General features: G+C 27.0%; 17 protein-coding genes. 15 read left to right on the forward strand and 2 right to left on the reverse strand.

Annotation, left to right across the window (positions count from 1 at the left end; all coding sequences use genetic code 11):
* Positions 1-129: 129 nt before the first annotated feature.
* Positions 130-1,377 carry an AAA family ATPase gene (locus I2E83_RS05750; protein WP_195428960.1) on the forward strand — a complete coding sequence of 416 codons (1,248 nt, stop codon included), beginning with the start codon at positions 130-132 and terminating at the stop codon, positions 1,375-1,377.
* Positions 1,374-2,075 carry an HNH endonuclease gene (locus I2E83_RS05755; protein WP_347708055.1) on the forward strand — a complete coding sequence of 234 codons (702 nt, stop codon included), beginning with the start codon at positions 1,374-1,376 and terminating at the stop codon, positions 2,073-2,075. Before I2E83_RS05750 ends, I2E83_RS05755 begins: the two co-directional genes overlap by 4 nt.
* Before the next feature lie 83 nt (positions 2,076-2,158).
* Here the strand turns inward: I2E83_RS05755 and I2E83_RS05760 are convergent, their stop codons facing one another.
* On the reverse strand, positions 2,159-2,788 hold the full coding sequence (locus I2E83_RS05760; RefSeq protein ID WP_195428962.1) for a hypothetical protein: 630 nt from the start codon (positions 2,786-2,788) through the stop codon (positions 2,159-2,161).
* 253 nt (positions 2,789-3,041) lie between these two features.
* Between I2E83_RS05760 and I2E83_RS05765 the strand changes: the two genes are divergently transcribed.
* Positions 3,042-3,221 carry a PspC domain-containing protein gene (locus I2E83_RS05765; RefSeq protein WP_195428965.1) on the forward strand — a complete coding sequence of 60 codons (180 nt, stop codon included), beginning with the start codon at positions 3,042-3,044 and terminating at the stop codon, positions 3,219-3,221.
* Positions 3,222-3,457: 236 nt separating this feature from the next.
* Here the strand turns inward: I2E83_RS05765 and I2E83_RS05770 are convergent, their stop codons facing one another.
* On the reverse strand, positions 3,458-5,785 hold the full coding sequence (locus I2E83_RS05770) for a beta-galactosidase (RefSeq protein ID WP_195428967.1): 2,328 nt from the start codon (positions 5,783-5,785) through the stop codon (positions 3,458-3,460).
* Positions 5,786-6,605: 820 nt separating this feature from the next.
* On the opposite strand from I2E83_RS05770, the gene I2E83_RS05775 reads away from it, so the two are divergent.
* The 12 genes from I2E83_RS05775 (at position 6,606) to I2E83_RS05830 (ending at position 22,652) form a co-directional block, all read left to right on the forward strand.
* Positions 6,606-8,429, forward strand: coding sequence for a histidine kinase (locus tag I2E83_RS05775; protein WP_195428969.1), 1,824 nt, complete (start codon positions 6,606-6,608; stop codon positions 8,427-8,429).
* Positions 8,430-8,527: 98 nt separating this feature from the next.
* The gene (locus tag I2E83_RS05780) at positions 8,528-10,051 is read left to right on the forward strand and encodes a response regulator (protein ID WP_195428971.1); all 1,524 of its coding nucleotides are present in this window, start codon (positions 8,528-8,530) and stop codon (positions 10,049-10,051) included.
* Positions 10,052-10,069: 18 nt separating this feature from the next.
* A complete protein-coding gene (locus I2E83_RS05785; RefSeq protein WP_195428973.1) occupies positions 10,070-10,756 on the forward strand; it encodes a DUF624 domain-containing protein in 687 nt (228 codons plus the stop codon).
* A gap of 458 nt (positions 10,757-11,214) precedes the next feature.
* Complete coding sequence (locus tag I2E83_RS05790; protein ID WP_195265500.1) at positions 11,215-12,189, forward strand: ABC transporter permease subunit; 975 nt, start codon at positions 11,215-11,217, stop codon at positions 12,187-12,189.
* Positions 12,190-12,217: 28 nt separating this feature from the next.
* A complete protein-coding gene (locus I2E83_RS05795; RefSeq protein ID WP_195265498.1) occupies positions 12,218-13,108 on the forward strand; it encodes a carbohydrate ABC transporter permease in 891 nt (296 codons plus the stop codon).
* Positions 13,109-13,368: 260 nt separating this feature from the next.
* On the forward strand, positions 13,369-15,045 hold the full coding sequence (locus I2E83_RS05800; protein ID WP_195265496.1) for an ABC transporter substrate-binding protein: 1,677 nt from the start codon (positions 13,369-13,371) through the stop codon (positions 15,043-15,045).
* Positions 15,046-15,275: 230 nt separating this feature from the next.
* Complete coding sequence (locus I2E83_RS05805) at positions 15,276-16,187, forward strand: EAL domain-containing protein (RefSeq protein WP_195428975.1); 912 nt, start codon at positions 15,276-15,278, stop codon at positions 16,185-16,187.
* 564 nt (positions 16,188-16,751) lie between these two features.
* Positions 16,752-17,552, forward strand: a complete 801-nt coding sequence (locus I2E83_RS05810; protein WP_195265492.1) for an HAD family hydrolase — start codon at positions 16,752-16,754, stop codon at positions 17,550-17,552.
* Between the two features lie 170 nt (positions 17,553-17,722).
* Positions 17,723-18,634: a Gfo/Idh/MocA family oxidoreductase gene (locus I2E83_RS05815; protein ID WP_195265490.1), complete on the forward strand. Its 912-nt coding sequence runs from the start codon at positions 17,723-17,725 to the stop codon at positions 18,632-18,634.
* A gap of 374 nt (positions 18,635-19,008) precedes the next feature.
* Entirely contained in the window at positions 19,009-20,136 is a 1,128-nt protein-coding gene (locus I2E83_RS05820; RefSeq protein WP_195265488.1) for an ABC transporter ATP-binding protein, read from the forward strand.
* Entirely contained in the window at positions 20,136-21,719 is a 1,584-nt protein-coding gene (locus I2E83_RS05825) for a glycine betaine ABC transporter substrate-binding protein (protein WP_195428977.1), read from the forward strand. The genes I2E83_RS05820 and I2E83_RS05825 overlap by 1 nt, the downstream gene beginning before the upstream one ends.
* A gap of 351 nt (positions 21,720-22,070) precedes the next feature.
* A complete protein-coding gene (locus I2E83_RS05830; protein ID WP_195265484.1) occupies positions 22,071-22,652 on the forward strand; it encodes an ATP-binding protein in 582 nt (193 codons plus the stop codon).
* Positions 22,653-23,366 lie beyond the last annotated feature (714 nt).

Consider the following 23,366-nt stretch of genomic DNA (forward strand, 5'->3'; position numbering starts at 1 on the left):
CGGCCTATTTTTGTTTAAGTAAATATTTATATATGATAAAATATTTATATGTAGAATAAAAAAATATAAGTTTTTTAATATATAATATAAAATAATGGTGATAATTTTAATTTGGAAAGGAGTCTTTTTTTGAATAAGCATTATATAACGGAAATAAATATAAATAAGTTACGACACTTAGAGAATATAGATATAAAGTTATCAGATAGTGAGCCAAAGCATTTATTGTTAACAGGTAAAAATGGATCGGGCAAGACAACAACTTTAAATGCTATTAAGGATTGGCTCAGATGTATTCAGAATGATTCTATTAGATCTATTAGGTTTTGGAAGCAAGAGATAGATAGATTTTCAAATCAATTAGATAATGAAGTTGATGAAGAAAAAAGACTTAATCTAAAACAGGAAATAGATAGGAATTATTCATATCTTGATAATCATGCAAATTCGAATTTAAATTTAAAGTTTTCAGGAGATGAAAGTAGTCTAGCAAACTTATATAAAAATGGTAAATTCATTTTAGCTTATTATGGAGCAAATAGAAAAACAGAAGTTCAAGTACCAGTAGGAGTAGAAAAAGTAGTATTACAAGATGTCTATTCCTTAGAAGAATCTCCAAGTAATATTTTTATAAAATACCTTGTTGATTTAAAAACTCAACAGTCATTTGCAAGAAATGAAAATGATATGAATGTTGTTGAAAATATAGATTCTTGGTTTAATAGATTAGAAAATGCATTTAGAACTATATTAGATGATGAAAGCATAAAATTGAAATTTAATTATAGAAACTATAATTTTAGTATTATACAAGAGGGAAGAGAACCATATAGCTTGAATGAATTATCAGATGGATATTCATCTATAATTAATATAATATCTGATTTAATATTAAGGATGGATAAAAATAGAGCTAGTGAAGAAAAAAATTACTCTTTTGATATAGAAGGAATAGTGTTAATTGATGAATTAGAAACTCATCTTCATATTGAGCTACAAAAAAAGATATTACCATTTTTAATTGAGTTTTTCCCCAATATACAATTTATAGTAACTACTCATTCACCTTTCGTATTAAATTCAATAGAAGATGCTGTAGTATATGATTTAGAAAAGAATATTAGATTAGAAAACTTATCAAATTTTTCTTATGAGGGAATAGTAGAAGGATATTTTGATGTTGATAATTATTCTAAAGAATTAAAAGAAAAAATATCTAAATACAGAGAGTTAGTATTAAAAGATTCATTAAATGAAGATGAAAGAGCAAGAAGAGCAGAATTGAGAATGGAAATTAAAAATTCATCTAATGATTTAGCAATGGAATTAAAAGCGGAATTTAATGAAATTGAGAACTTTAGGAGAAAATACAAGTGATTAAAGTAGATAGAAATAAGGAATTTGAGCGAGTAATTACTGCAAAGGATATTTTAAAAAGAGAAAAAGAAAAAATAAGCGGAAGTTATAATAAACCAGAAGTTTTAGAGGCATTGAAATTAATTTTTAATAACAAATGTTATATTTGTGAAAATAAAAAAGTTACATCTTACAATATAGAGCATTTAAGGCCACATAAAGATAGTAATATAGACTTGAAGTTTAATTGGGATAACTTATTTTTAGTATGCGGACATTGCAATAATATAAAATCTTCTAGGTATGAAAATGTATTGGATTGTACAGAAATTGATGTTGATGAACTTATTTCCTTTAGAAAAGAAGGTAATTTTGCATGGGATGAATATATAGAAATAAAACCAATAGTAAATTCTGAAGAAGTCGAAGAAACAGTTGACTTACTAAAAAAGGTTTATAATGGAACAACAGTAATGAAGAAGATGGAAGCTGTAAATATAAGAAAAGAACTCAGAAATGAAATAATAAAATTTATGAATATAATAAATGAATATTGGGATGCTGAAGGAGAAGATAAGGAAGATGCAAAATATTTAGTAATAAGAGAATTAAAACCTTCATCACCTTTCGCAGCATTTAAAAGATGGATAATAAGAGATAATAGAGAAAATTTAAATGAATTTTTAGAAGAAGACTATATAAAAATTAAATTGATTTAAATAGCATAGTGAGTGGAAGTACATTATATTAAACCCCAGAGACATTGCCCCTGGGGTTTATAAAATTTCTAATTAAATAAAAATTAATCTACCTGTCTTCCACCCCATTCTATAACTGTAAAGCCTGTTCTTTCAAATTGTTTTAATTCTTGTTCTTTAATTTCTATAGGCTTTTTCAATGGTTTATAAATCATCATAACTCTTAAAATTGAATCTGGTTTTGGAGTTATTTCTAGTTTGGCATAATTATTATATTCTTTTCCTGCAAAGGATATAAGATTATATTTATTTTCTTGAAGAATAGGAAGCCAATAAACTATAAATTCATTGTATTCTTTTGGTGTTAAACCTAGATACTCTAACTTTTCTTGTAAAAAGTCTTTTGTATCTTCAGCTTTTACAACAAATCCTTCAGAAATATTTAAGTCTACATTGGGATTTCCTTCCCAAAATAAATAAGAATACTCCTTATTATCTTCTAAGTTAGTTAATGTACCGTCTGGTTTAGCATTAACAGTCCATCCATCATTGTATGTAGGATAAGTAGAAGTAAGTTCACCATCATAGTCCAATTTAACATTAATAGTTTTTTCTTCAGTTGGATATAAGTAAATTACAGGTTTACCATCAGCGCCATGTTCAGAACATCCAAATAGAAATAGTGTAGAGCATGATAGTAAGGCAAGTGATAGAGTTGATTTAAAAGATCTCATAAAAACATCCCCTTAATATAAATTTGATATGAAATAGATATAATTTGATAACGTAATAAGATATAATGATATTAGAAATATCATAAGTTATTTTGGATTTAAGGTTCTTAACATAATTATACAGGAAATAAGTGGGTAAAGTATATTTGTAATATATAAAATATACGGAGATATATGTTTTAATTTTAATTTAATAAAACACTTTAAAGTCTTAACTTTTTATTTTTGGAAGAGAATTATAGGAGGGAGTTATATGAATAGACCTTTATACAAATCAAATACAGATAGAATTATATCAGGAGTATGTGGAGGAATTTCAGATTATTTTGGCTTTAATTCAACTATAGTAAGAATATTCTTTTTTATTTTTTTTACAGCTATGTTTTGGGTATATATAGCATTAATATTTGTAATGCCATCTGATAACTTATAATATGATTTAGTAGTTTAAAGCTATTGATGAATTATAAGTTATTCTTGATATTAATTAAAGATATTTTAAATAAATTTTATAAGGTAGATTATATTTTGAGATAAACTATAAAAGGAACATTTAATAAATAATTTAAAAATCATTTATTAAATGCTCCTTCTTTTATATTAAGGAATTTATATGAAAAAGGTCATTGTAGAAACTCTGTTTAATAGTTGATAATTAAATTCTTTAATTTATATAGTTTTTAATATAGCCACATCTTTAGCTTTTAATATTATATTACCTTTTACAGATGTATTATTTAATAGATTTATATATTCCTTATCATCTAAAGTTATATTAACTTCATCATTATTATGATTTAAAATAAATGTTAAGCTATAATCATCTTTGAATCTTCTAGTAATTTCAACTCCATCAACATTTGGAATATCTATTAATAAATTATTTTCCTTAGAAAGAGAATTTGCAAAGTCATTTAAGAAGTTTTGTTCAGGATTTGCTCCTATATAATAAGCCTTACCGTTGCCATAAGTGTTTACTGTAAACACAGGAGAATCTTTATAGAAGTCTGATCCATAAACAGCAAGTGGAGTAGCCCCTTCTAAATTGATGATATCGCAAACCATATCGCATGTATAGCTATCTTTCATAGCATAATTTTCTACAGGATTTACTTTTGTTCCTTCATTAGAAATAGAGTTTATATTACTAGTTGTAGTTACTGTGTTATTAAATTTAGTAACTACAGTATTTGATGTAGTTACTATGTCATTAAACTCAGTACCTACATTGTTGGATTTATTATCTATTTTATTTGATGTAGTTACTGAAGCATTAGATGCAGTACCTACATTATTAGAATCATTATTTATTATATTTTCTGTAGTTACTACGTTATTAAATTCAGTAACCACATTTTCTATTTTTTCAGTATTTGTTGCATTGCTTAAATTATTTCTAAAGTTAATAGAATTGTTCATATCTGGTGGAAGGGCATCTATTTCTTCAACCCAAAGTCCTAGCATGTCTCTAAGCTCTGATGGATAACCTCCAAGTTGAACTAGATCATTTTCATTTACATATCCACTAAAGTAAGTAGTTATGAAAGTTCCTCCATTTGAAACATAGTTTTTAATATTGTTAGCAACTCCATCATGAAGCATATAAAGTACTGGTCCTAATACTACTGAGTATTTAGTGAAATCTCCATTTGGTTCAACAAAATCTACAGCTACATTAAGGTTATGGAAAGCTTTATAATATTTTTCAATTTGCTCAACATATCTAAGTTGAATAGATGGACCACTTGAAAATTCTACTGCCCACCAGTTGTCCCAATTAAATATAATAGCAACTTTTGCATCATATTTTGAATCGATTATTGTATCTCCTAATGATTTAAGTTCTTCACCAAGCTTTGCACATTCTTTAAATGTTCTAGTGTTTTCATGTCCAGCATGTGGAATAACTGCAGCATGATATTTTTCACAAGCTCCAATGGATTGTCTCATCTGGAAGAACATAACTGTATCAGCTCCATGAGCAACTGCTTGATAACTTAATAGCCTCATAACCCCAGGTCTTTTTACACTATTATAAGGTTGCCAGTTTTGTTGATTTGGAGTTTGTTCCATTAGCATAAAGGGCTCCCCGTTTTTTAAGCCTCTCATTAAATCATGACGCATTGAAGTATCACTTGGGTGAGCATTTAAACCAGGATAGTTGTCCCAAGAAACTATATCCATATGCTTAGCCCATTTAAAGTAATCCAAAGGCTTAAATGTACCCATAAAATTAGTTGTAATTTTTATATCAGGAGTTATAGTTTTTAAAACATTATATTCACCTAAGTAACATTCAAGGATAGAGTCAGACATAAATCTATTATAATCTAAAGCAATTCCTTGAAAGTTAGTGCATTGCTTATCATAGCCATACCAAACTTCACTTAAGCCAGAAGGTGCAACTATTTCATCAAAGCTATAAAGGGTGTGGCCCCAGAAATTCATATTCCAAGCTTTATTAACATTTTCAATAGTTTTGTATTTATTTTTAACCCATTCCTTAAATTTATTTTCACAATGCTCACAATAGCAATAGTTATCATATTCATTTCCTATATGCCAAGCTATTATGTTTGAATAATCCTTATATCTTTCAGCGAGTTTTGTAGCAAGCTTTACAGAGAACTCACGATATTTTTCACTATTTGGGCAAAAGTTAACTCTTCCTCCAAACTTTCTTTTCATGCCATTAAAGTCAGTAGGTAAAATTTCAGGATACTTTTTTGACATCCAATTAGGTTGAACAGCAGTAGAAGTAGCCATACAAACAAAGATATCGTTTTCCTTAAGTAGATCTAATATTTCATCTAACCACTCAAAATTATAAGTATCTTCATCAGGTTGTAATAATGCCCAGCTAAATACAGGTAAAGTTACAACGTTTATATTAGCATCTTTAAAAAACTTCATATCTTCAATTATTATTTCTTTTGGCCATTGATCAGGATTATAATCCCCACCATAAAGTATGAAAGGTGTTTTTGAACTAATCATTTCATTCCCTCCTATATATTTTTTAAATACTTATTAGACTAGTACTGTAACTTATTTATATATAATTAACTAAAGTTTATAATAGAAAAAAAATTATTAATACGTTATGAATTATATTAAAATTACTAAAAAAATTAGTGGTTTTATTGGGATATCGTAAAGTGTGTATGTTTACATAAATAAAAAGATACATTAAAATAGTATTTATAATATAAATGTTTACATAAAGAAAACTCGTTATAAATTACGAATTAAATATAGTGATATGTATTAACTTTCCGATTTTTATATAATTTCGAAGACAATTCTAAATTTAAGATATCAAAGATGACTAAATTTTTATAATTCTCTGCGCTCAAACAATAAAAATTTTTAACGCCATATTAGATATCTTAAATAAGAATTGTAGTGTCTCATTATAAAAAAATTTCTAATTTAATACATATAATTAATGAGGCTAATTCTTAATTTAACTGTGTAAAGTGGCAGAATATAAATCTGCGAAGATAAATTGACTGTGGAATAAGCATATAGCGAGAAATTAGAAGCACTTGACGTGGAAAAAGATACTAGGCATTAGTGTTGCTTAATTGTCTGAGCGTAGCGAGTTAAGCAAAACTCTTGGAATAGTAGTTTTCTGATTTTTAATAGGAAAATCTACTTAAGACAAGCTTCAGTAGATGGACTTTCATACTAAGCTCAGGTGTAACTGCGTTTAACTTCACTAAGTATTCAATGCCTGCACAGGTATCTAGCTTGTAGAATATATCTAATTATCGTAGCCTTTATATTCTCAATTTATAACAATTAAGGAGCAGTTATGAACAAGCTAAAAAGTAGTTTGAATTTTTTAAAAGGTAGCTTAAATATTCTGAGAAATATTTTGAATAATATGAAAATTAGGACTAAGCTTTTAATTGTATATTTTATTATCGTTGTAGTTACCGTTTTAACTGTTGGGGTTTATTTTACTACAAAAATGAGTAAGGTGGTAGTTGAAAATTCACAAAAGGATGCAAGATATACATCAAAACAAATTAAACAACGATTAAATGAAACTTTAAGGTTTGCAACATCAACATCTGATATGATTTATCAAGATGAGAATCTTCATGATATAGTTAAAACTGAATACCAGGATTATGGGAGCAATGTAAAGGCTTATAATGAGTATCCGATTTTAAGTAATTATTTAAGATACTATAATGACCTATCTACAATAAGATTATATGTAGAAAATCAATCAATATTAGATAACTCAGTTATAGTTAAAGTAGATGATACAGTTAAAAATAGTGATTGGTATAATAATGCAAGGGAAGATAAAGGGGGAATAACATGGCAGTATAATTTTGATAATATAACCAAGAAGTATAGTTTATCATTAATTAGAGATATATATTGTGATATACATGGGCATATTGGAGTGTTAGTAATAAGCCTCCAAACTTCAAAGCTAAGGACAATAATTTCTCAGCAACCATTTCCAACAAGTATTTTGATAGATGGAACAGTGGTAGCTTCAGATGAATATGAGGAAGGTAGTGAATTAGTTTTAATTCATAATAAGGATGAAGTAGATTATTATAATGATGTTAAAGAAGAAGTCAATTTAGGTCAAAATTATGTTATTTCAGAAAAATACAAGATAGATAAATCTTTTAATAACATATTTGAAATAGCAGTTAGTGTTCCAGTTTATAAAATAATGGAACAATCAAGAGATGCAATTGATAAGAGTATAGCTATAATAAGTATAGCAGTAACAATATCATTAATTATTATATTATATTTTTCAAAGTTATTTTCGGATAGAGTAGGTCTTTTAAGTGCAGAAATATCTAAGGTGGTTGAAGGAAACTTTGAGATAAAAGAAAAAATTGAAGGTAAGGATGAAATAGGTTATATTTATCAACATTTTTATACTATGGTTGAGAGTATTAAAAATCTCATAGATGAAGTATATGTTAAAGAAATTGAGCAAAAAAGCCTAATTGTAAAACAAAAGGATGCAGAATTTAAGATGCTTGCCAGCCAAATAAATCCGCATTTTCTATATAATACTTTAGAAACTATAAGGATGAGGGCATTTTGTAATGGAGACAGAGAGCTTGCTAATATAGTTAAAAAGCTGGGGAAAATCATGAGAAGAAATTTAGAAGTTACCAATGAAGTTGTTACTTTAGAATCAGAACTTGATATTATAGGAAGCTACTTAGAGATACAGGGGTTAAGATTTAAGGGAAAAGTCGAATATGAATTTAAGATTGAAGTAGATACAAGTGAATATGAGATTTTACCTTTATTATTACAACCAATAGTAGAAAATGCTTTTGTTCACGGTTTAGAAAGTAGTACAAAAATTGGGAAAATAGAGATTTCTATATATGATGAAGTAGGATATTTAATAGTAGAAGTTTCAGATAATGGAGTTGGAATAACTAATGAAAAATTAGACTATATAAATGGAAAATTAAGAAACTATAATAATGAAAATAAAAAGAGCATAGGCATAAGTAATGTTAATGAAAGAATAAAGATGTTTTATGGGGAAGAGTATGGATTATATATTTTAAGTACTGTAGATACTGGAACTAAAGTAATAATATTATTGCCAAGTAAAAAGCAATTTGAGTTTATATAAAAATTCATCTAAATAAAATAGATATTTTAGCTTTGAGATGACAGAAATAATATACATTTTACGACTTAAATTTTTACTAGAAAAGGGGGAGAATTTCAATGTTGAAAGTTTTAATAATTGATGATGAGCCTTATGTAAGAGAAGGATTAAAGCATGTTATAAATTGGAGAGAAAATGGTTTTGAAATATGTGGTGAAGCAGCAGATGGAGATGAAGGGTATTCCAAGATTTTAGGTTTAAAACCAGATATAATCTTAATTGATATACAAATGCCAGGGAAACTTGGACTAGATATAATAAAAGACTTTAAGGAAAGTGGTATTAAAGGTAAATTTATAGTTATTAGTGGGTATTCAAACTTTGAATATGCTCAAAAAGCAATTAAATATGGAGTTAAAGAGTATTTATTAAAACCTATAGATGAAGATGAACTTTTAGAAATAGCATTAAAGTTAAAAAAAGAAATAGAAGAAGAGAAAAAAAATGAAGCAAGAGGAGAAAAAAATAAAATAGCCTTAAGACAATATGTACTAACACAATTAATTTTAAGAAAAGATGTAAATGAATATGAGGATATAAAAAATAGTTTAAATACTTCAAGCTTCCAAGTTGCACTTATAAGTAATTCTTCAAATCAGAATAATTTTGATAATATAGTTAAGATTGAGGAAATAATTTTAAATAGTATAAATGAAAAAGAAAATATAGATATTATTAAATTAGGTGATAGACTTGCTTTAGTAATAAGAAATATAAATGTAAATTATACTCATAAATTATTAACAAATGTAAAGTTGAGTTTAGATAAAAATTTAGGCGGAAATAATTTCATCGCATTAGGTGAAGATGTAAATGATATCGAAGATATTTATAGGTCTTATAGAAGTGCAAAGAATTTAACAAATAATAAATTTTTATTCAGCAATTCAGCTATAGCATCTAATTTACTAGTTGAAAAAGAAAATATAGATTTAAATTTAGATGAAAAGAAAATCCTTAATAAGATAATTACTTATACTGAAATTGGTCAGAAGGATAAACTTAATGAAAATTTAAATATATTAGAGAAGTTAATTAGAGCAAAAGGATTTAGAGAAGATGAAATTAAGTTTACAATAACAAGGACTCTTTTAGATTTTAAGGAAAAGATAAAACAGGATTATAAGCTTAAAGAGGAAAGTTTAAAAATTGAAGAAAAGATAATAGATAAAATTTATTTAGAAGAAAATTTAAAAGGAGTAATAGAAGTTTTATCTAAAGGATTATCTTCTATATCAAAGGAAATTAGTACGAGCTCTAATAATTCATCAATTAAGAGAGTAGTTAAATATGTGGAAAAAAACTATTATAAGGATTTGAAGCTTGAAAATTTAGCAGAGATATTTAATTACAATAGTGCTTACTTAGGGAAGATCTTTAAAAGTTATACAGGAGAATCTTTTAATACTTATTTAGATAAAATTAGAATTGAAGAGGGTAAAAAGTTATTAGTAGAAGAAAATCTTAAAGTTTATGAAGTATGCGAGCGTATTGGATATAAGAATATAGATTATTTTCATAGTAAATTTAAAAAGTATGTTGGTATAAGCCCACTAAATTATAAGAAACAGAAAGAAATGTAAAAATAGGAGATGGTTTAAATGAGCAATGACAATAATTTAAAAAGTAATAGTGTTTATTATTTAACTAAAAGATTTATATATATATTTATGACAAATATATATTTCTTAATAGCAATATCTCCCTTTATAGCTTATTTCATATTTTCAGGTAGCAATCTTTCAATTTATATCCTATCATTTTTGGGAATATTAATAGGACCTGCGCTTTCCACAATGTTTTCAGTTTTAGGCAGGGTAATCAAGGGAAATGAAACAGATTCAAAAAAAGATTTTCTGTATTTCTATAAATTAAACTTCCTACAAGGTATTTTTGCTAGTACCATAATAAGTATTATACTTTTAATGAGTTATTTAGATATAGAACATTTCTTTAAAGCTGGAGTGAATATTCTTTCATATATATTTATAGCAATTGCTATTTTTGCACTTGCAATTAGTTTATATGTATTTCCTATTATTGCAAGAATAAGTGCTAAAACAAAAGATGTATTTAGACTTGCTATTACATTAACATTTAAGAAGTTTTATATAACACTTACTGTTCTTTCAATAATAATAATAGCTTTATTTACAATAAAATTTTTAAAAATATCCTTATTAGGAGTATTATTTGGACCAATTGCGTTAGCATATTTAATTTTAATTCTAGAAAAAAATGTACTAATAGATGCAGAAAATTATTTGAAGGAAAAATACAACAGTTAAATTGTTAATGATAATAGCTAAGATAAATAAAAATGTTCCATAAGCTAGATAGCTGTGCAAAGAAGTATTAGGCTTATTCTACATATTTTATTTATCGTAGTCTTTACAGTAAAAAAATAATAAACTGTATTAAAAATATCTAGGGTTAAATGTGCAATTATCCATGATAAATATATGAAATTTTATGGGTAAATTGCAAAATTGATTATGATATTTTTAGTGCAGTTTATTTTTGCTTAATGCAGCTAAACCTTGTAAACGTAAGGCTTTCGCATGTGAGAATGTGTGGGATCAATAGGTGTTGATACTGGAGAAGAATACCTATTAAATTTTACTTTTTAATCCTCTAATTTTTATATGAAAACATATACATTTTTATAGGTATGAAGAATTTATTAATGAGACTATTATTATATTAACAGTTGAAGTAAAGGTTGAAGAAAATGGAGGGATAAATAATGCAGCTGGTTAAAAATGTAGACTTAAAAACTGAAAGTAAACCTAAAAAGAAAAAGAAGAAAATTACATGGGATAATATTAAGAAGCAGTGGGTACTAATAGCAATGTCCTTCCCCTTTGTATTGTGGGTAATTATTTTTAAGTATTTACCTTTGTTTGGATGGACTATGGCATTCCAAAATTATAAGCCGAAGTTATCTTTTTTTGAACAGGAATGGGTAGGATTCAAGCACTTTATAGATTTATTTAATGAACCATTATTTTATGAATCCTTAAAAAATACTTTAGGAATGAGTGTTCTAGGATTGATATTTGGTACAACATCTGCCATTTTATTTGCTTTACTTTTAAATGAACTTAGATATACAAGGTTTAAGAAAACGGTACAAACTATTTCTTATTTACCTCACTTTATCTCTTGGGTTGTTGCAGCTGCTTTAGTAACAAATATTTTATCTCAAACAGGAATAGTTAATGAATTATTAATGAAAATAAACATTATTTCAGAGCCAATTAAATTCTTACAAAGCCCAAATATGTTTTGGGGAATAGTTACAGGATCAGATGTTTGGAAGGAAATGGGCTGGAATGCAATTATATATTTATCAGCCATGACAGCAATAGATCCAGAGCTTTACGATGCGGCAAAAGTTGATGGAGCAGGAAGATTCAGAAGAATGTTCAATATAACATTACCTCTAATAAAAAGTACAATATTAGTTTTATTAATAATGAGTATAGGAAATATATTAAATATTGGATTTGAAAAGCAAATGTTACTTAGCAATCCGACAGTTGCAAGCAAAGCTTTAGTTATTGATAAATATGCATTAGATTATGGTATTGGAATGTTTAGATATTCATTCGGTACGGCAATAGGTATCTTTAAGTCAGTTGTAGGAATTGTACTAATATTTGCAGCTAATAAGCTTTCTCAAAAATTTAATGATGGAGAGGGAAGCTTACTAAAATAATAGTAAAGCTATATAGGAGGTACTTAGTATGAAATTAAAAAAGAAAAAAGACAAAATTGAAGTATTTGATATAGTATTGATTTTACTAATGTTATTTATTGTAGTTATTACCCTATATCCTTTCCTAAATGTATTAGCAATTTCATTTAATGATGCAACTGATACAGTAAAAGGTGGAATTCACATTTGGCCAAGAGAGTTTACTTTACAAAATTATAAAGAAATTTTCAATGGTAGTAGTAAATTACCGAGAGCCTTTGTAAACTCGGTTTTAAGAACTACAATTGGAACAGTAACAGGTGTTATAGCTACTACTATGGTTGCTTACACATTAAGTAGAAGGGATTTTATGTTTAACAAGTTTGTAACTATATTATTTATAGTAACAATGTATGTTAGTGGAGGGTTAATTCCAGAATATCTAGTAATTAGACAATTAGGATTAGTAAATAATTTTGCAGTATATATTTTGCCAGGATTAATTTCAGCATTTAATGTTATAGTAGTAAGATCATTTATGGATGGACTTCCTGAAGCTTTATATGAATCAGCAGCAATAGATGGAGCTAATGATTGGATTGTATTTAGAAAGATAGTATTCCCACTGTGTTTACCAGTAATAGCAACAGTTGCATTATTTATAGCAGTTGGACAATGGAACAGTTGGTTTGATACTTATATATATGCAAGAACTAATGATAGTTTAACAACACTACAATATGAACTTATGAAAATAATGGACAATGCAGCTGCTACAGTAGATGTTCATAATCCAAATCTACAAAATACGGCAAGGTCAAATCCAGAATCAATAAAGATGGCTATAACGATGGTTGCAACAGTACCAATTTTAATGGTGTATCCATTTGTACAAAAGTATTTTGTATCAGGTATGACATTAGGAGCAGTAAAAAGCTAGTAACTAAAAACTCGAGAATAGATTAGCAAGATTATAGAACAGTTATGGAAAACTTTAAAATGATTTTTCAAATATGATAATTGTAATATCATCATTCTAATAAGGTTTAAATACAAGAGTTCTTATAAAGATTATAAAATAGGCAAATAATATAAAAATTCAGTTTTTATAAGAGAACTTGTTTAAATAATAAAATAACTAAATAATAAGATTTCTATTTTTATAAGCCATAGAGGGTAAAAAGATTAGGAGGGAAAATAATGAAGAGGAGAAAAATTTTATCTTTACTTTTAGCAGGGTTAGTAACTGCATCAATATTTGTTGGATGTGGTAAGAAAGAGGATGGTAAGCGTTCGAAGTTAGACGAAATGGATAAGTCACCTATAACATTTACAATTTTCTCAGCAGACTTATCAGAAGATATTGCATTTACGGATGATGTTGCTAAGAAAATAACAGAATTAACAGGTGTTACTTTAAAATTTGAACACCCAGTAGCAGGTGATACTCAAGCTGTCCCACTTATGATAGCAGGTGGAGAATATCCAGATTTAATTTATGCCAAAAGTGATACTTCAAAACTTGTAGATGCAGGAGCTGTTATAGCATTAGATGACTATATAGAAGAAGGTGGAGATAACTTAAAAGCATTATATGGAGACCAATTAAATAGATTGAGATATAACAATGAAGATCAATCAATATATACAGTAGGTACTTATGGAGTTACAAATAAAATATTTGACCCATCAGGTACAATGCAACTTCAACATCAAGTTTTAAAAGAACTTGGATATCCTGAAATAAAAAATATTAAGGATTATGAAAAGGCTATAAAAGATTATCTAGCTAAAAATCCTACAACAGAAGATGGACAATCTAGAATAGGTTTATCACTAATGGCTAGTGATTGGAGATGGTTACTTACAGTAGGAAATATTGCATCTCTTGCAGCAGGTATTCCAGATGATGGACAATTTGCTGTAAACGATGAAACTGGAGAGGCAAATTATAAGTTCTTACTTCCAGAAGTAAAAGAATATTTTAAGTGGTTAAATCACATGAATGCAGAAGGATTATTAGATCCAGAGTCTTTCACACAAAAGGAAGATACTTATAGAGCTAAAATAGCAGCTGGCAGAGTAGTGGGTTTATCAGATGCATACTGGGATTATCAATCAGCAGCAACTAGTTTAATTGCAGAAGGAAAAGACGAGGCAACTTACGCTAAACTTCCTGTTGTAATAGATGAAACTAAATACAAGGATCAAAGCTTAAAAGATTATGGATTTAGCGGTGGTTGGGGTATTGCAATTACTTCAAGTTGTGAAGAGCCAGAAAGAGCATTTCAATTCTTAGATTGGTTAGCATCAGATGAAGCACAAATACTTTTAAACTGGGGGATTGAAGGAACACACTATACTGTAAATGCAGCTGGAAAGAGAGAGTTCTTACCAGAAATCCAAAAGCAAAGAAATACAGATGCAGATTTCTCTAAGAAAACTGGGGTTGGTTTATACGCATATCCATTCCCACAAAGAGGTATTGGAGCTTTAGATTCAAATGGAGATACTTATTCACCAGATACATTGGAGAACAAGATGGCAAATTACACAGAAGCAGAAAAGGAAACATTAAAGGCTTATGGTGCAGAAGCTTGGCCTGAATTATTCCCTAAGGCAGAAGAATTAGGAATTTCTAATCATGGACAAGTATGGCAATTAAGTATTCCAAGTGATAGTGATATAGCTATAATCCAAAAGAAAGCTGATGATTATGTTCAACAAGCAGCAACTCAAGCAATCCTTGGAGCACCAGAAAACTTTGATAAGGCTTGGGATGAAATAGAAAATACATTAAAGTCCTATGAAATTGATAAATTAAATCAAGGAATAACTGAATTAATAAAAGATAGATTAGAATTATGGAATAAATAATAGAAAAGAAAATCTTAGCATGATAAATAATATCTTTAAATTAAAATAAGAAAAGATTGCTAGCTCTAAAAAATTGAGTTAGCAATTTTTTTTATTAAATATATATGAATTATATTATTAAGTTTAACAATACTAAACTTTTAATTTTTTAACGCATCTATACAGTGTCTATATTAAAGTGAAATGAATATAATAGAGTATATTAAAATAAAGATGGAGATAAAGCTGACATGGATAAAATACTATTTTCAGGAGAATATACTCTTTTTTTATTTTTAATTTTGATTATTGCTTTAGTTTTAGTTGCTAGGTTGATATTAAACTTTATTTTTAAATGTGATTGTAAAAGTGGAACTAAGAAAGAGTATAAAAGTAATACAGAAAATATAATGTATAATGCAATACAAAATAGAGAGTTTGAGATGTATCTTCAACAAAAATATGATTTGCAAAATGAATGTATAGTAGGTGCAGAATGTTTAGTTAGATGGAATACAAAATCTAATGGAACTATTAGTCCTAATAACTTTATTCATATATTTGAGAAGAATGGTTTTATAGTAAATTTAGATATTTATATGTTTGAAGAAGTATGTAAAATTATTAATAGATGGGAAAATAATAATTATAAAGTAATTCCATTATCAGTTAACATATCTAGATTTACTTTAAGTCAAGGAGACTATTTTATGGAAAGGGTAAAAAAATTAATAGAGGCTTATAACATTAATACAAATCTAATTGAAATTGAAATGACAGAAAGCGCTATGTTAGAGGATTCCAATGATATAATTAATATATTAAATGATATAAGAAATCTAGGTATCAAAATATCCTTAGATGACTTTGGAGCAGGATATTCATCATTAAATATTTTAAAAAGCTTACCTCTAGATGCAATAAAATTAGATAAACTTTTTTTAGATAAAAAAACTATATCATCTAAGGGAAGTGTAGTATTAAAAAATATTATAAAACTTGCAAAGGAATTAAACCTAGGAATTATTGCTGAAGGTGTGGAATTTAGAGAGCAAGCAATGTTTTTGAAAAGTATAGGATGTACAATTGTACAAGGATATTTATATGGAAAGCCTGTTAAACTTAGTGAGTTTGAAAAAAATCAATTTATTTCTAATAGTTAATTATAGTCAGTTATCTATTTGGAATAGATTCTGTTCATATTATATATTATTAATAATTTAATCTAAGTAGAAAAGAACAGGATGAATAATAAAAAAAGTGTATTTTTATAATGATGAGGGATGTCGTAGACATCTCTTATTTTATTATGCAAGAATGCAAACCTTATTTTTGTTAGATTATAATGCAAATGTATGTTTAATATTAATTATATGTTTAATATTAATTAGAAGATAAAAATTTGTAAGAGTTATTTCAACTTATATGATAAATTATAAAATTAGATAGGCAAATAAATTAAGGAAAGTGGTTAACTGTTCTATAATACAGTAAAAATATTCTAGGGAACATATTTAAGAAAACTTTTAAATTAAATTGCTATATGATATCATAGACTAAAAGTTAGGATATAAATTGATATGAAATTAAGAGAGACGTGAATAAAAATTTAAGTTAAAGATAGAATCTTGATTTACATATCAAATAGAAAGTAAAAAACAGATTTTTATATAAAAAGCGCATATATAAATTTATGTAGTGATAGAGAATTATAAGGGGGAAGGTTAATGAATAACAAAGGAATAGTTTTTTTTGATGTAGATGGAACTTTAATAGATTGGACAAAGGGTATATATGCTCCAACAAAAAATACAAAGGAAGCTATAAATAAGTTAAAAGAAAATGGCTATTTAACTGTTTTGGCAACAGGAAGGCCTAAAAATTCTATTACTAATGAAATAGAAGATTTAGGTTTAAATGGATATATAGCTTCTAATGGGGCTTATGCAGAAATTGAAAGTAAAGTAATATTTAATGAATGTATTGATAATAAAAAGCTTAAAGATGTATTAAACTTTCTTGAAGAAAATAATATAGTGTATATTTTAGAAGGACAAGAAAGAAATTATGTTTTAGATATAGATAATGAAAAAGTTATAGATCTTGTAACTAGAGCAAATCTAGGTATTGAGAACTTTACAGAAGATTGGGATAAAGAAACTGTAAAAACAAGTAAAATAATATCTATAGGACAAGATGAAAATTCTTATAAATTAGTTTGTGATAAATTTAAAGGCGAAGGTCTGGCATTTATGGCAAACCAATTTGGTAACACTTTTGAAATATATGTATCTAAATATACAAAGGGCTATGGAGTTGAACATTTATTAGAAAAGCTTGGAATAGATAGAGAAAATGCTTATGCTTTTGGAGATGGTGAAAATGATATAGAAATGTTCCAAGTTGTAAAGCATGGTATAGCTATGGGCGGATATCATAAAGGGTTAGAGGAACATGCATTTGATTTTACAGAAGATGTTGAAAATGAAGGTATAGAAAAGGGATTAAAAAAATTAGAATTAATATAAATAGTATTTGTATTATATAAAGTAAATTAAATAAGACTAACTAAATAAAATTAATTAAATAAGGCGAATTAAATAGCTATTAAAATTAAATTAAATACTATTTAGCTTTAGATTAGTATAGAAGAAATTTTATATATAAGTAGTGATAGTATATAAATTGGAGGGATTTTATGAGACTTGCAATAATTGGTTTAGGGGAAATAGCTAAAAAAGCTTATTTACCTATTTTAACAGTAAAAGAAGGTGTGGAGCTTTTTATTTCAACTAGAAATAAAACTGTATTAGATGAAATATCAAATAAGTATAATATAGACAGAGCATATAATAACATTGAAGATTTAATAAAAGAAGATATAGATGCAGCAATAATTTCAACACATGCAGATGGACATTATGAAATAGCTAGAAAGCTTATAAAAAAAGGCGTTAATGTATATATAGACAAGCCACTTAGCTTCAATATTGAAGAAAGCAAAGAAATAGAAAGCTTAGCAAAAGAACATAATGTTATTGCTATGGTTGGATTTAATAGAAGATTTTGCCCAAAGGTTAAAGAACTTAAATCCAAAGGAAAAGCAGACATAATTATAATGCAAAAAAATAGAGCATATCCACCAGGCGATACAAGAAGATTTATTGTGGAAGACTTTATACATGTTGTTGATACATTAAGATTTTTAATGGATGAAGAAGTTAAAGACATCGATATAAATTATCTAAAAGATGGAAATGATCTTCATAATGTAGTAGTAACATTAAAAAGCAATAATACAACTGCAGTGGGAATAATGAATAGAACTGCAGGTATTACAGAAGAGAATATTGAATACATGGTAAAGGGAAATAAATATATTGTTGAAGATTTAGTTGATATTATAGAAGTAAATAATAATGGTAGAACAAAGACTAGTTTTGGCGGTTGGGACCCAACATTATACAAAAGGGGATTTGAAGATATAATAAATCACTTTATAGAATCTGTAAAAAATAAATCAATACCAAATCCATCAATAAGTGATTCAATAAAGACACATGAAATTTGCGAGAATATAGTAAATTATATAACTTGTGATAATAAATAAGGATAAGTTATTAATTTTAAATTATATAGTTTAATTAAGTAATTTTAATATTTAAAACATAAAAATGCTAGAGTAAATAGAATGATAAAAATATCTATTTATTCTAGCATCTTTTTTGTTTCAAATTTTTTTCTTAAAGAATACAAGCTTAAAATAGATATAGTTATATTATGCAATAAAAGGAGTATATGTAGAGAAGTATTTATATTAAGTTACTTAATATCCTTAATTAGATTAGACACAGATTAAGCTAAATTTTAACTTAATAGCTTTATAGTAAAAAGTTCAATAAATACCAAATATTCTGAAAGTAGTTTGACAATCTGACAACTTAATGTTACTATAAGGTTGTTACTGGAATTAGGAGGTAATTTATGATTGAATTTAGAAATATTAAAAAAAGCTACAAAAATAACATTATATTAGAAGATTTTAATTTAAATATAGAGGATGGAAACTTAGTTGTTTTAATAGGATCAAGTGGTTGTGGTAAAACTACTTTATTAAAAATGATAAATAGATTAATAGAATCTACTTCAGGAGAAATATTAGTTAATGGCAAAAATATAAAAGAAATGGATCCAATAGAGCTTAGAAGAAGTATAGGATATGTAATTCAGCAAACAGGTTTATTCCCACACATGACAGTAAAGGAAAATATAGAAATAATACCTAAGCTTATGGGAAAAAGTGAAGATGAAATAAATAAAAAGACAATAGATTTATTAAATATGGTTGGATTAGAGCCGGAAAAGTATAGTGATAGATATCCAGTAGAGCTAAGTGGTGGACAACAACAAAGAGTTGGAGTTGCAAGAGCTTTTGCAGCTGATGCTGAAATAATATTAATGGACGAGCCTTTTAGTGCATTGGACCCAATAACGAGAACAGAGCTTCAAGAAGAGTTATTTAATATTCAAAAAGAATATAAAAAGACTATAGTTTTCGTAACTCATGATATGGATGAAGCTATAAACTTAGCAGATAAAATATGTATTTTAAAAGATGGTAAAATACTTCAATATGATACTCCAGAAAATATTTTAAAAAACCCAGCAGGAGAATATGTTGAAGAATTTGTTGGTAAGAATAAAATTTGGACAAAGCCTGAAATGATTAAAGCAGAAGATGTTATGATATCAAAACCAGTAACAGTTGGTCCAAAGAGAAACTTGCTTCAAGCAAGAGAAATAATGAGAGAAAAGAAAGTAGATAGCTTACTTGTTATAAATAGAGTAGGAACCTTATTAGGATATGTTACATTAGAAGATATTCAAAAGATATCAGAAAAAAATAAATTAGTTGAAGAAGCTATGAATAAAGAACCTAAGTGGGTTTCAGGAGATACTAGCCTACCAGAATTATTAGAAGTATTTAATAATTTAAAGAAAGGATACTTACCAGTTTGTGATGAAACTTCTAGATTACTAGGATTAGTAACAAGAAGTAGTTTAATATCAGTTTTAAGTAGTCAGTACATCGAGATGGGAGGCGATAATTAATGAGTACTTTTATAGAACAATTAATGACTAAGAAATCGGAAATCTTCTCTCTTTTATTAGAACACGTACAGCTTACAGTAGTGGCAGTTCTAATAGCGGTAGTAATTGGTGTACCTTTAGGTATATTTATAACTAAGAATAAAAAAATAGCTAACTTTGTAATTGGATTTGCGAACTTAACTCAAGCTATACCAAGTTTAGCTATATTAGGATTCTTGATACCAGTTATAGGCATAGGGTCAGCACCAGCTATAACAATGGTAGTGTTATATTCTATGTTACCTATAATAAAAAATACTTATACAGGAATAACAAATATAAATCCAGATATGCTAGAAGCAGCAAAGGGATTAGGAATGACTAGCGGACAAACTCTTAAGCTTATAAAAATCCCTCTAGCAATGCCCGTTATGATGGCAGGTATAAGAATGGCAGCAGTTACAGCAGTTGGACTTATGACAATAGCAGCCTTTGTAGGGGCAGGTGGTCTTGGATATTTAGTATTCTCAGGTATTCAAACAGTAGATAATAACCTTATACTATTTGGTGCAATTCCAGCAGCTATATTAGCTTTAGTTATAGACTGGATAACAGGAAAAATAGAAGCAGCTACAATGCCAAATGGAATTAAAAAATCAGATGGAACTATGAAAGTTAAAAGAAATGGTTCAAATAAGAATAAAAAGAGAAATATAATTATAGCTTCTGTATTGGTAATAGTAATTTTAGGTGGGGCACTAGCAACAAGTATATTATCAAAAAATGATAATAAGATAACTATAGGGTCTAAAAACTTTACAGAGCAAATTATATTAGGAAACATGTTAGAAGAGTTTATAGAAAATAAAACAGATATTGATGTAGAAACAAAATTGAATTTGGGGGGAACTCAAGTAGCATTTAGTGCATTAAGATCTGCTGGAATAGATATGTATGTTGAATATACAGGCACAGGATATGTAAATATACTAAATATTAAAGAGCCTAATTCAAATACTGACGAAGTTTATAATGTAATGAAAGATAGATTTAAAGAAGATTATGGGATTGAGGTATTAAATCCAATGGGGTTCAATAATACTTATGCAATGGCAGTAAGTAAAGAAACAGCAGAAAAATACAATTTAAAAAATACATCAGATTTAGCAAAGATATCAGGAGATTTAATTGCAGGACCTACAATAGAGTTTGCTAACAGAGAAGATGGATTGCTAGGACTTAACAAAGCGTATAATATAAACTTTAAAGTTGTTAATCCTATAGATGGTGGTTTAAGATATACAGCTTTAAACAGTAATGAAACTCAAGTTATTGATGCATTTACAACAGATGGATTAATAGAGCAGTTCAATTTAACTGTTTTAGAAGATGATAAGAGCTTCTTCCCTCCATATTATGCAGTTCCTATTATAAAAGAAGAAACTTTAGAAAAATTCCCAGAGCTAAGAGAAGTTCTAAGTGAATTAGATGGAAAGCTAACTGATGAAAAAATGAGAAAATTAAACTATGAAGTAGATGTAAATAAGAGAGATGCAAAAACAGTTGCAAGTGAATTCTTAAAATCAGAAGGACTGATAGAGTAATTGATAATGGACAATGGATAATGCATAATTGAGGAGATAACTCAGACAAGCAGGTAGAATTAGATAATTGAGAATGAACAATGCATAAATTATGATATAATTCATATAGCTGAATTGTAACATGTTATAAGTTAATTTAGTGAATACAGTAGATATATTTGTGAAAGAATAAATATATTTACTGTCTTTTTATAAAAAGTGAATAAAATTCATGTTTCATAATTATTACTAATTACAAAACATGAATATTCCCTCCAATATACATTGAAATTTATGTCGATTGTTGATATAATTAAAATCTATTTTGAAAAATATTTACTTTTTATATAGAAGTTTTTTGGAGGGTTTGCAATGCCAAAGAGAATTGCCATTTTAGGTGGGCCAAGATGTGGAAAAACTACATTAATACAACAACTTTATGTAGATATGAAGATTAGAGATTTAAATGTAGGAGTAGCAACAGAGTATAGTACAGATTACCTAAGAGATAAAGGTATGATAGAAAACATAGCTGAGCAATATGGAATTTATTTAGGACAACTTCATTTAGAAGAAAGTTTAAATGATTTTGATTATGCATTAACAGATTATGCTACCTTTGTACCATACATATATGCTAGATTTATGCTAGGTGATAAAAAAAGAACAACAAAAGAAATTGAAATATTAAAAGATCTTTATGTGTTAGCTTTAAGAGATTTACCAAAGTATGATCACATATTCTTTGTACCAAGAGAATTTGGTTATTCAAAAGACGGAGTAAGATGGCAGGACGAAGAAGTAGCACAAGCTGTGGACAAGGCTATATTAAGTTTCTTAGAAGCAGAAAATGTTAGATATACAGAAATAACAGGATCAACAAAAGAAAGAGCAGAAAAAATATTAGATATCGTAGGAGTGTCTCAAGAGATAAATCTAGATATGGCTAAGTAAAATAAAAGTGTCTACGAAAATTGATTTAAAAGTCATTTTCGTAGGCATTCCATTTTTTAATGATGTTTTATTTAAAAGCAAATTTAATTAATATAAGCAAGAATAATATACATAAGACAAAATGATACTACTAATAGTTCTATTAGATACTACAAAATTTATTATTAAGCTATATTAATTGAAATATTTAGAAAGTATCAACATAAAAATAAAATTTATTAACTGAAAATTGTGGATAAAAAAATATTATTTGTTGATAATTTTCAGATTTTTTTAAATTAATAAAAAATAAAATGAAATAAGACTTTAAATTAATAAAAAATAAAATAAGACTTTCAGAGGCTACTTAATAGGTAGGCTTTTTTTATTTCTTAAAATCATCAGACTATTAAAATGAAATTTATGTATTCAACCTTCTTTAGGTGCTGGGAATAGATATGTAGGTGAAAATAATCTTCTATTTTTAATAGATAGAAGAAATACATAAATTTATTAGCTATGTATATCAGTTCTTTTTCTATACACTAGAAGAGTTAGAAATTTAGATCATTTGTGCAGGATAAAGAATGAAAAAATAATGCTGGATTTATAATCAGTATAAGCTCTTTTTTATTATTGAAAAAGTTAAATAAACATTTATAAAATAAATATTTATACAATAAACATTAAACAGGTATGCAATAAACATTTGATTTAGAAATAGTACAATTGTTG

It is taken from the genome of Clostridium sp. D46t1_190503_E9, assembly GCF_015555225.1.
Taxonomy (GTDB): Bacteria; Bacillota; Clostridia; order Clostridiales; family Clostridiaceae; genus Clostridium.

Excerpts from the sequence above, each read along its gene's own strand:
- I2E83_RS05760 (WP_195428962.1), bottom strand. The coding sequence starts at position 2,788 with ATGAGATCTTTTAAATCAACTCTATCACTTGCCTTACTATCATGCTCT.
- I2E83_RS05765 (WP_195428965.1), top strand. The coding sequence starts at position 3,042 with ATGAATAGACCTTTATACAAATCAAATACAGATAGAATTATATCAGGA.
- I2E83_RS05770 (WP_195428967.1), bottom strand. The coding sequence starts at position 5,785 with ATGATTAGTTCAAAAACACCTTTCATACTTTATGGTGGGGATTATAAT.
- I2E83_RS05775 (WP_195428969.1), top strand. The coding sequence starts at position 6,606 with ATGAACAAGCTAAAAAGTAGTTTGAATTTTTTAAAAGGTAGCTTAAAT.
- I2E83_RS05780 (WP_195428971.1), top strand. The coding sequence starts at position 8,528 with ATGTTGAAAGTTTTAATAATTGATGATGAGCCTTATGTAAGAGAAGGA.
- I2E83_RS05785 (WP_195428973.1), top strand. The coding sequence starts at position 10,070 with ATGAGCAATGACAATAATTTAAAAAGTAATAGTGTTTATTATTTAACT.
- I2E83_RS05790 (WP_195265500.1), top strand. The coding sequence starts at position 11,215 with ATGCAGCTGGTTAAAAATGTAGACTTAAAAACTGAAAGTAAACCTAAA.
- I2E83_RS05795 (WP_195265498.1), top strand. The coding sequence starts at position 12,218 with ATGAAATTAAAAAAGAAAAAAGACAAAATTGAAGTATTTGATATAGTA.
- I2E83_RS05800 (WP_195265496.1), top strand. The coding sequence starts at position 13,369 with ATGAAGAGGAGAAAAATTTTATCTTTACTTTTAGCAGGGTTAGTAACT.
- I2E83_RS05805 (WP_195428975.1), top strand. The coding sequence starts at position 15,276 with ATGGATAAAATACTATTTTCAGGAGAATATACTCTTTTTTTATTTTTA.
- I2E83_RS05810 (WP_195265492.1), top strand. The coding sequence starts at position 16,752 with ATGAATAACAAAGGAATAGTTTTTTTTGATGTAGATGGAACTTTAATA.
- I2E83_RS05815 (WP_195265490.1), top strand. The coding sequence starts at position 17,723 with ATGAGACTTGCAATAATTGGTTTAGGGGAAATAGCTAAAAAAGCTTAT.
- I2E83_RS05820 (WP_195265488.1), top strand. The coding sequence starts at position 19,009 with ATGATTGAATTTAGAAATATTAAAAAAAGCTACAAAAATAACATTATA.
- I2E83_RS05825 (WP_195428977.1), top strand. The coding sequence starts at position 20,136 with ATGAGTACTTTTATAGAACAATTAATGACTAAGAAATCGGAAATCTTC.
- I2E83_RS05830 (WP_195265484.1), top strand. The coding sequence starts at position 22,071 with ATGCCAAAGAGAATTGCCATTTTAGGTGGGCCAAGATGTGGAAAAACT.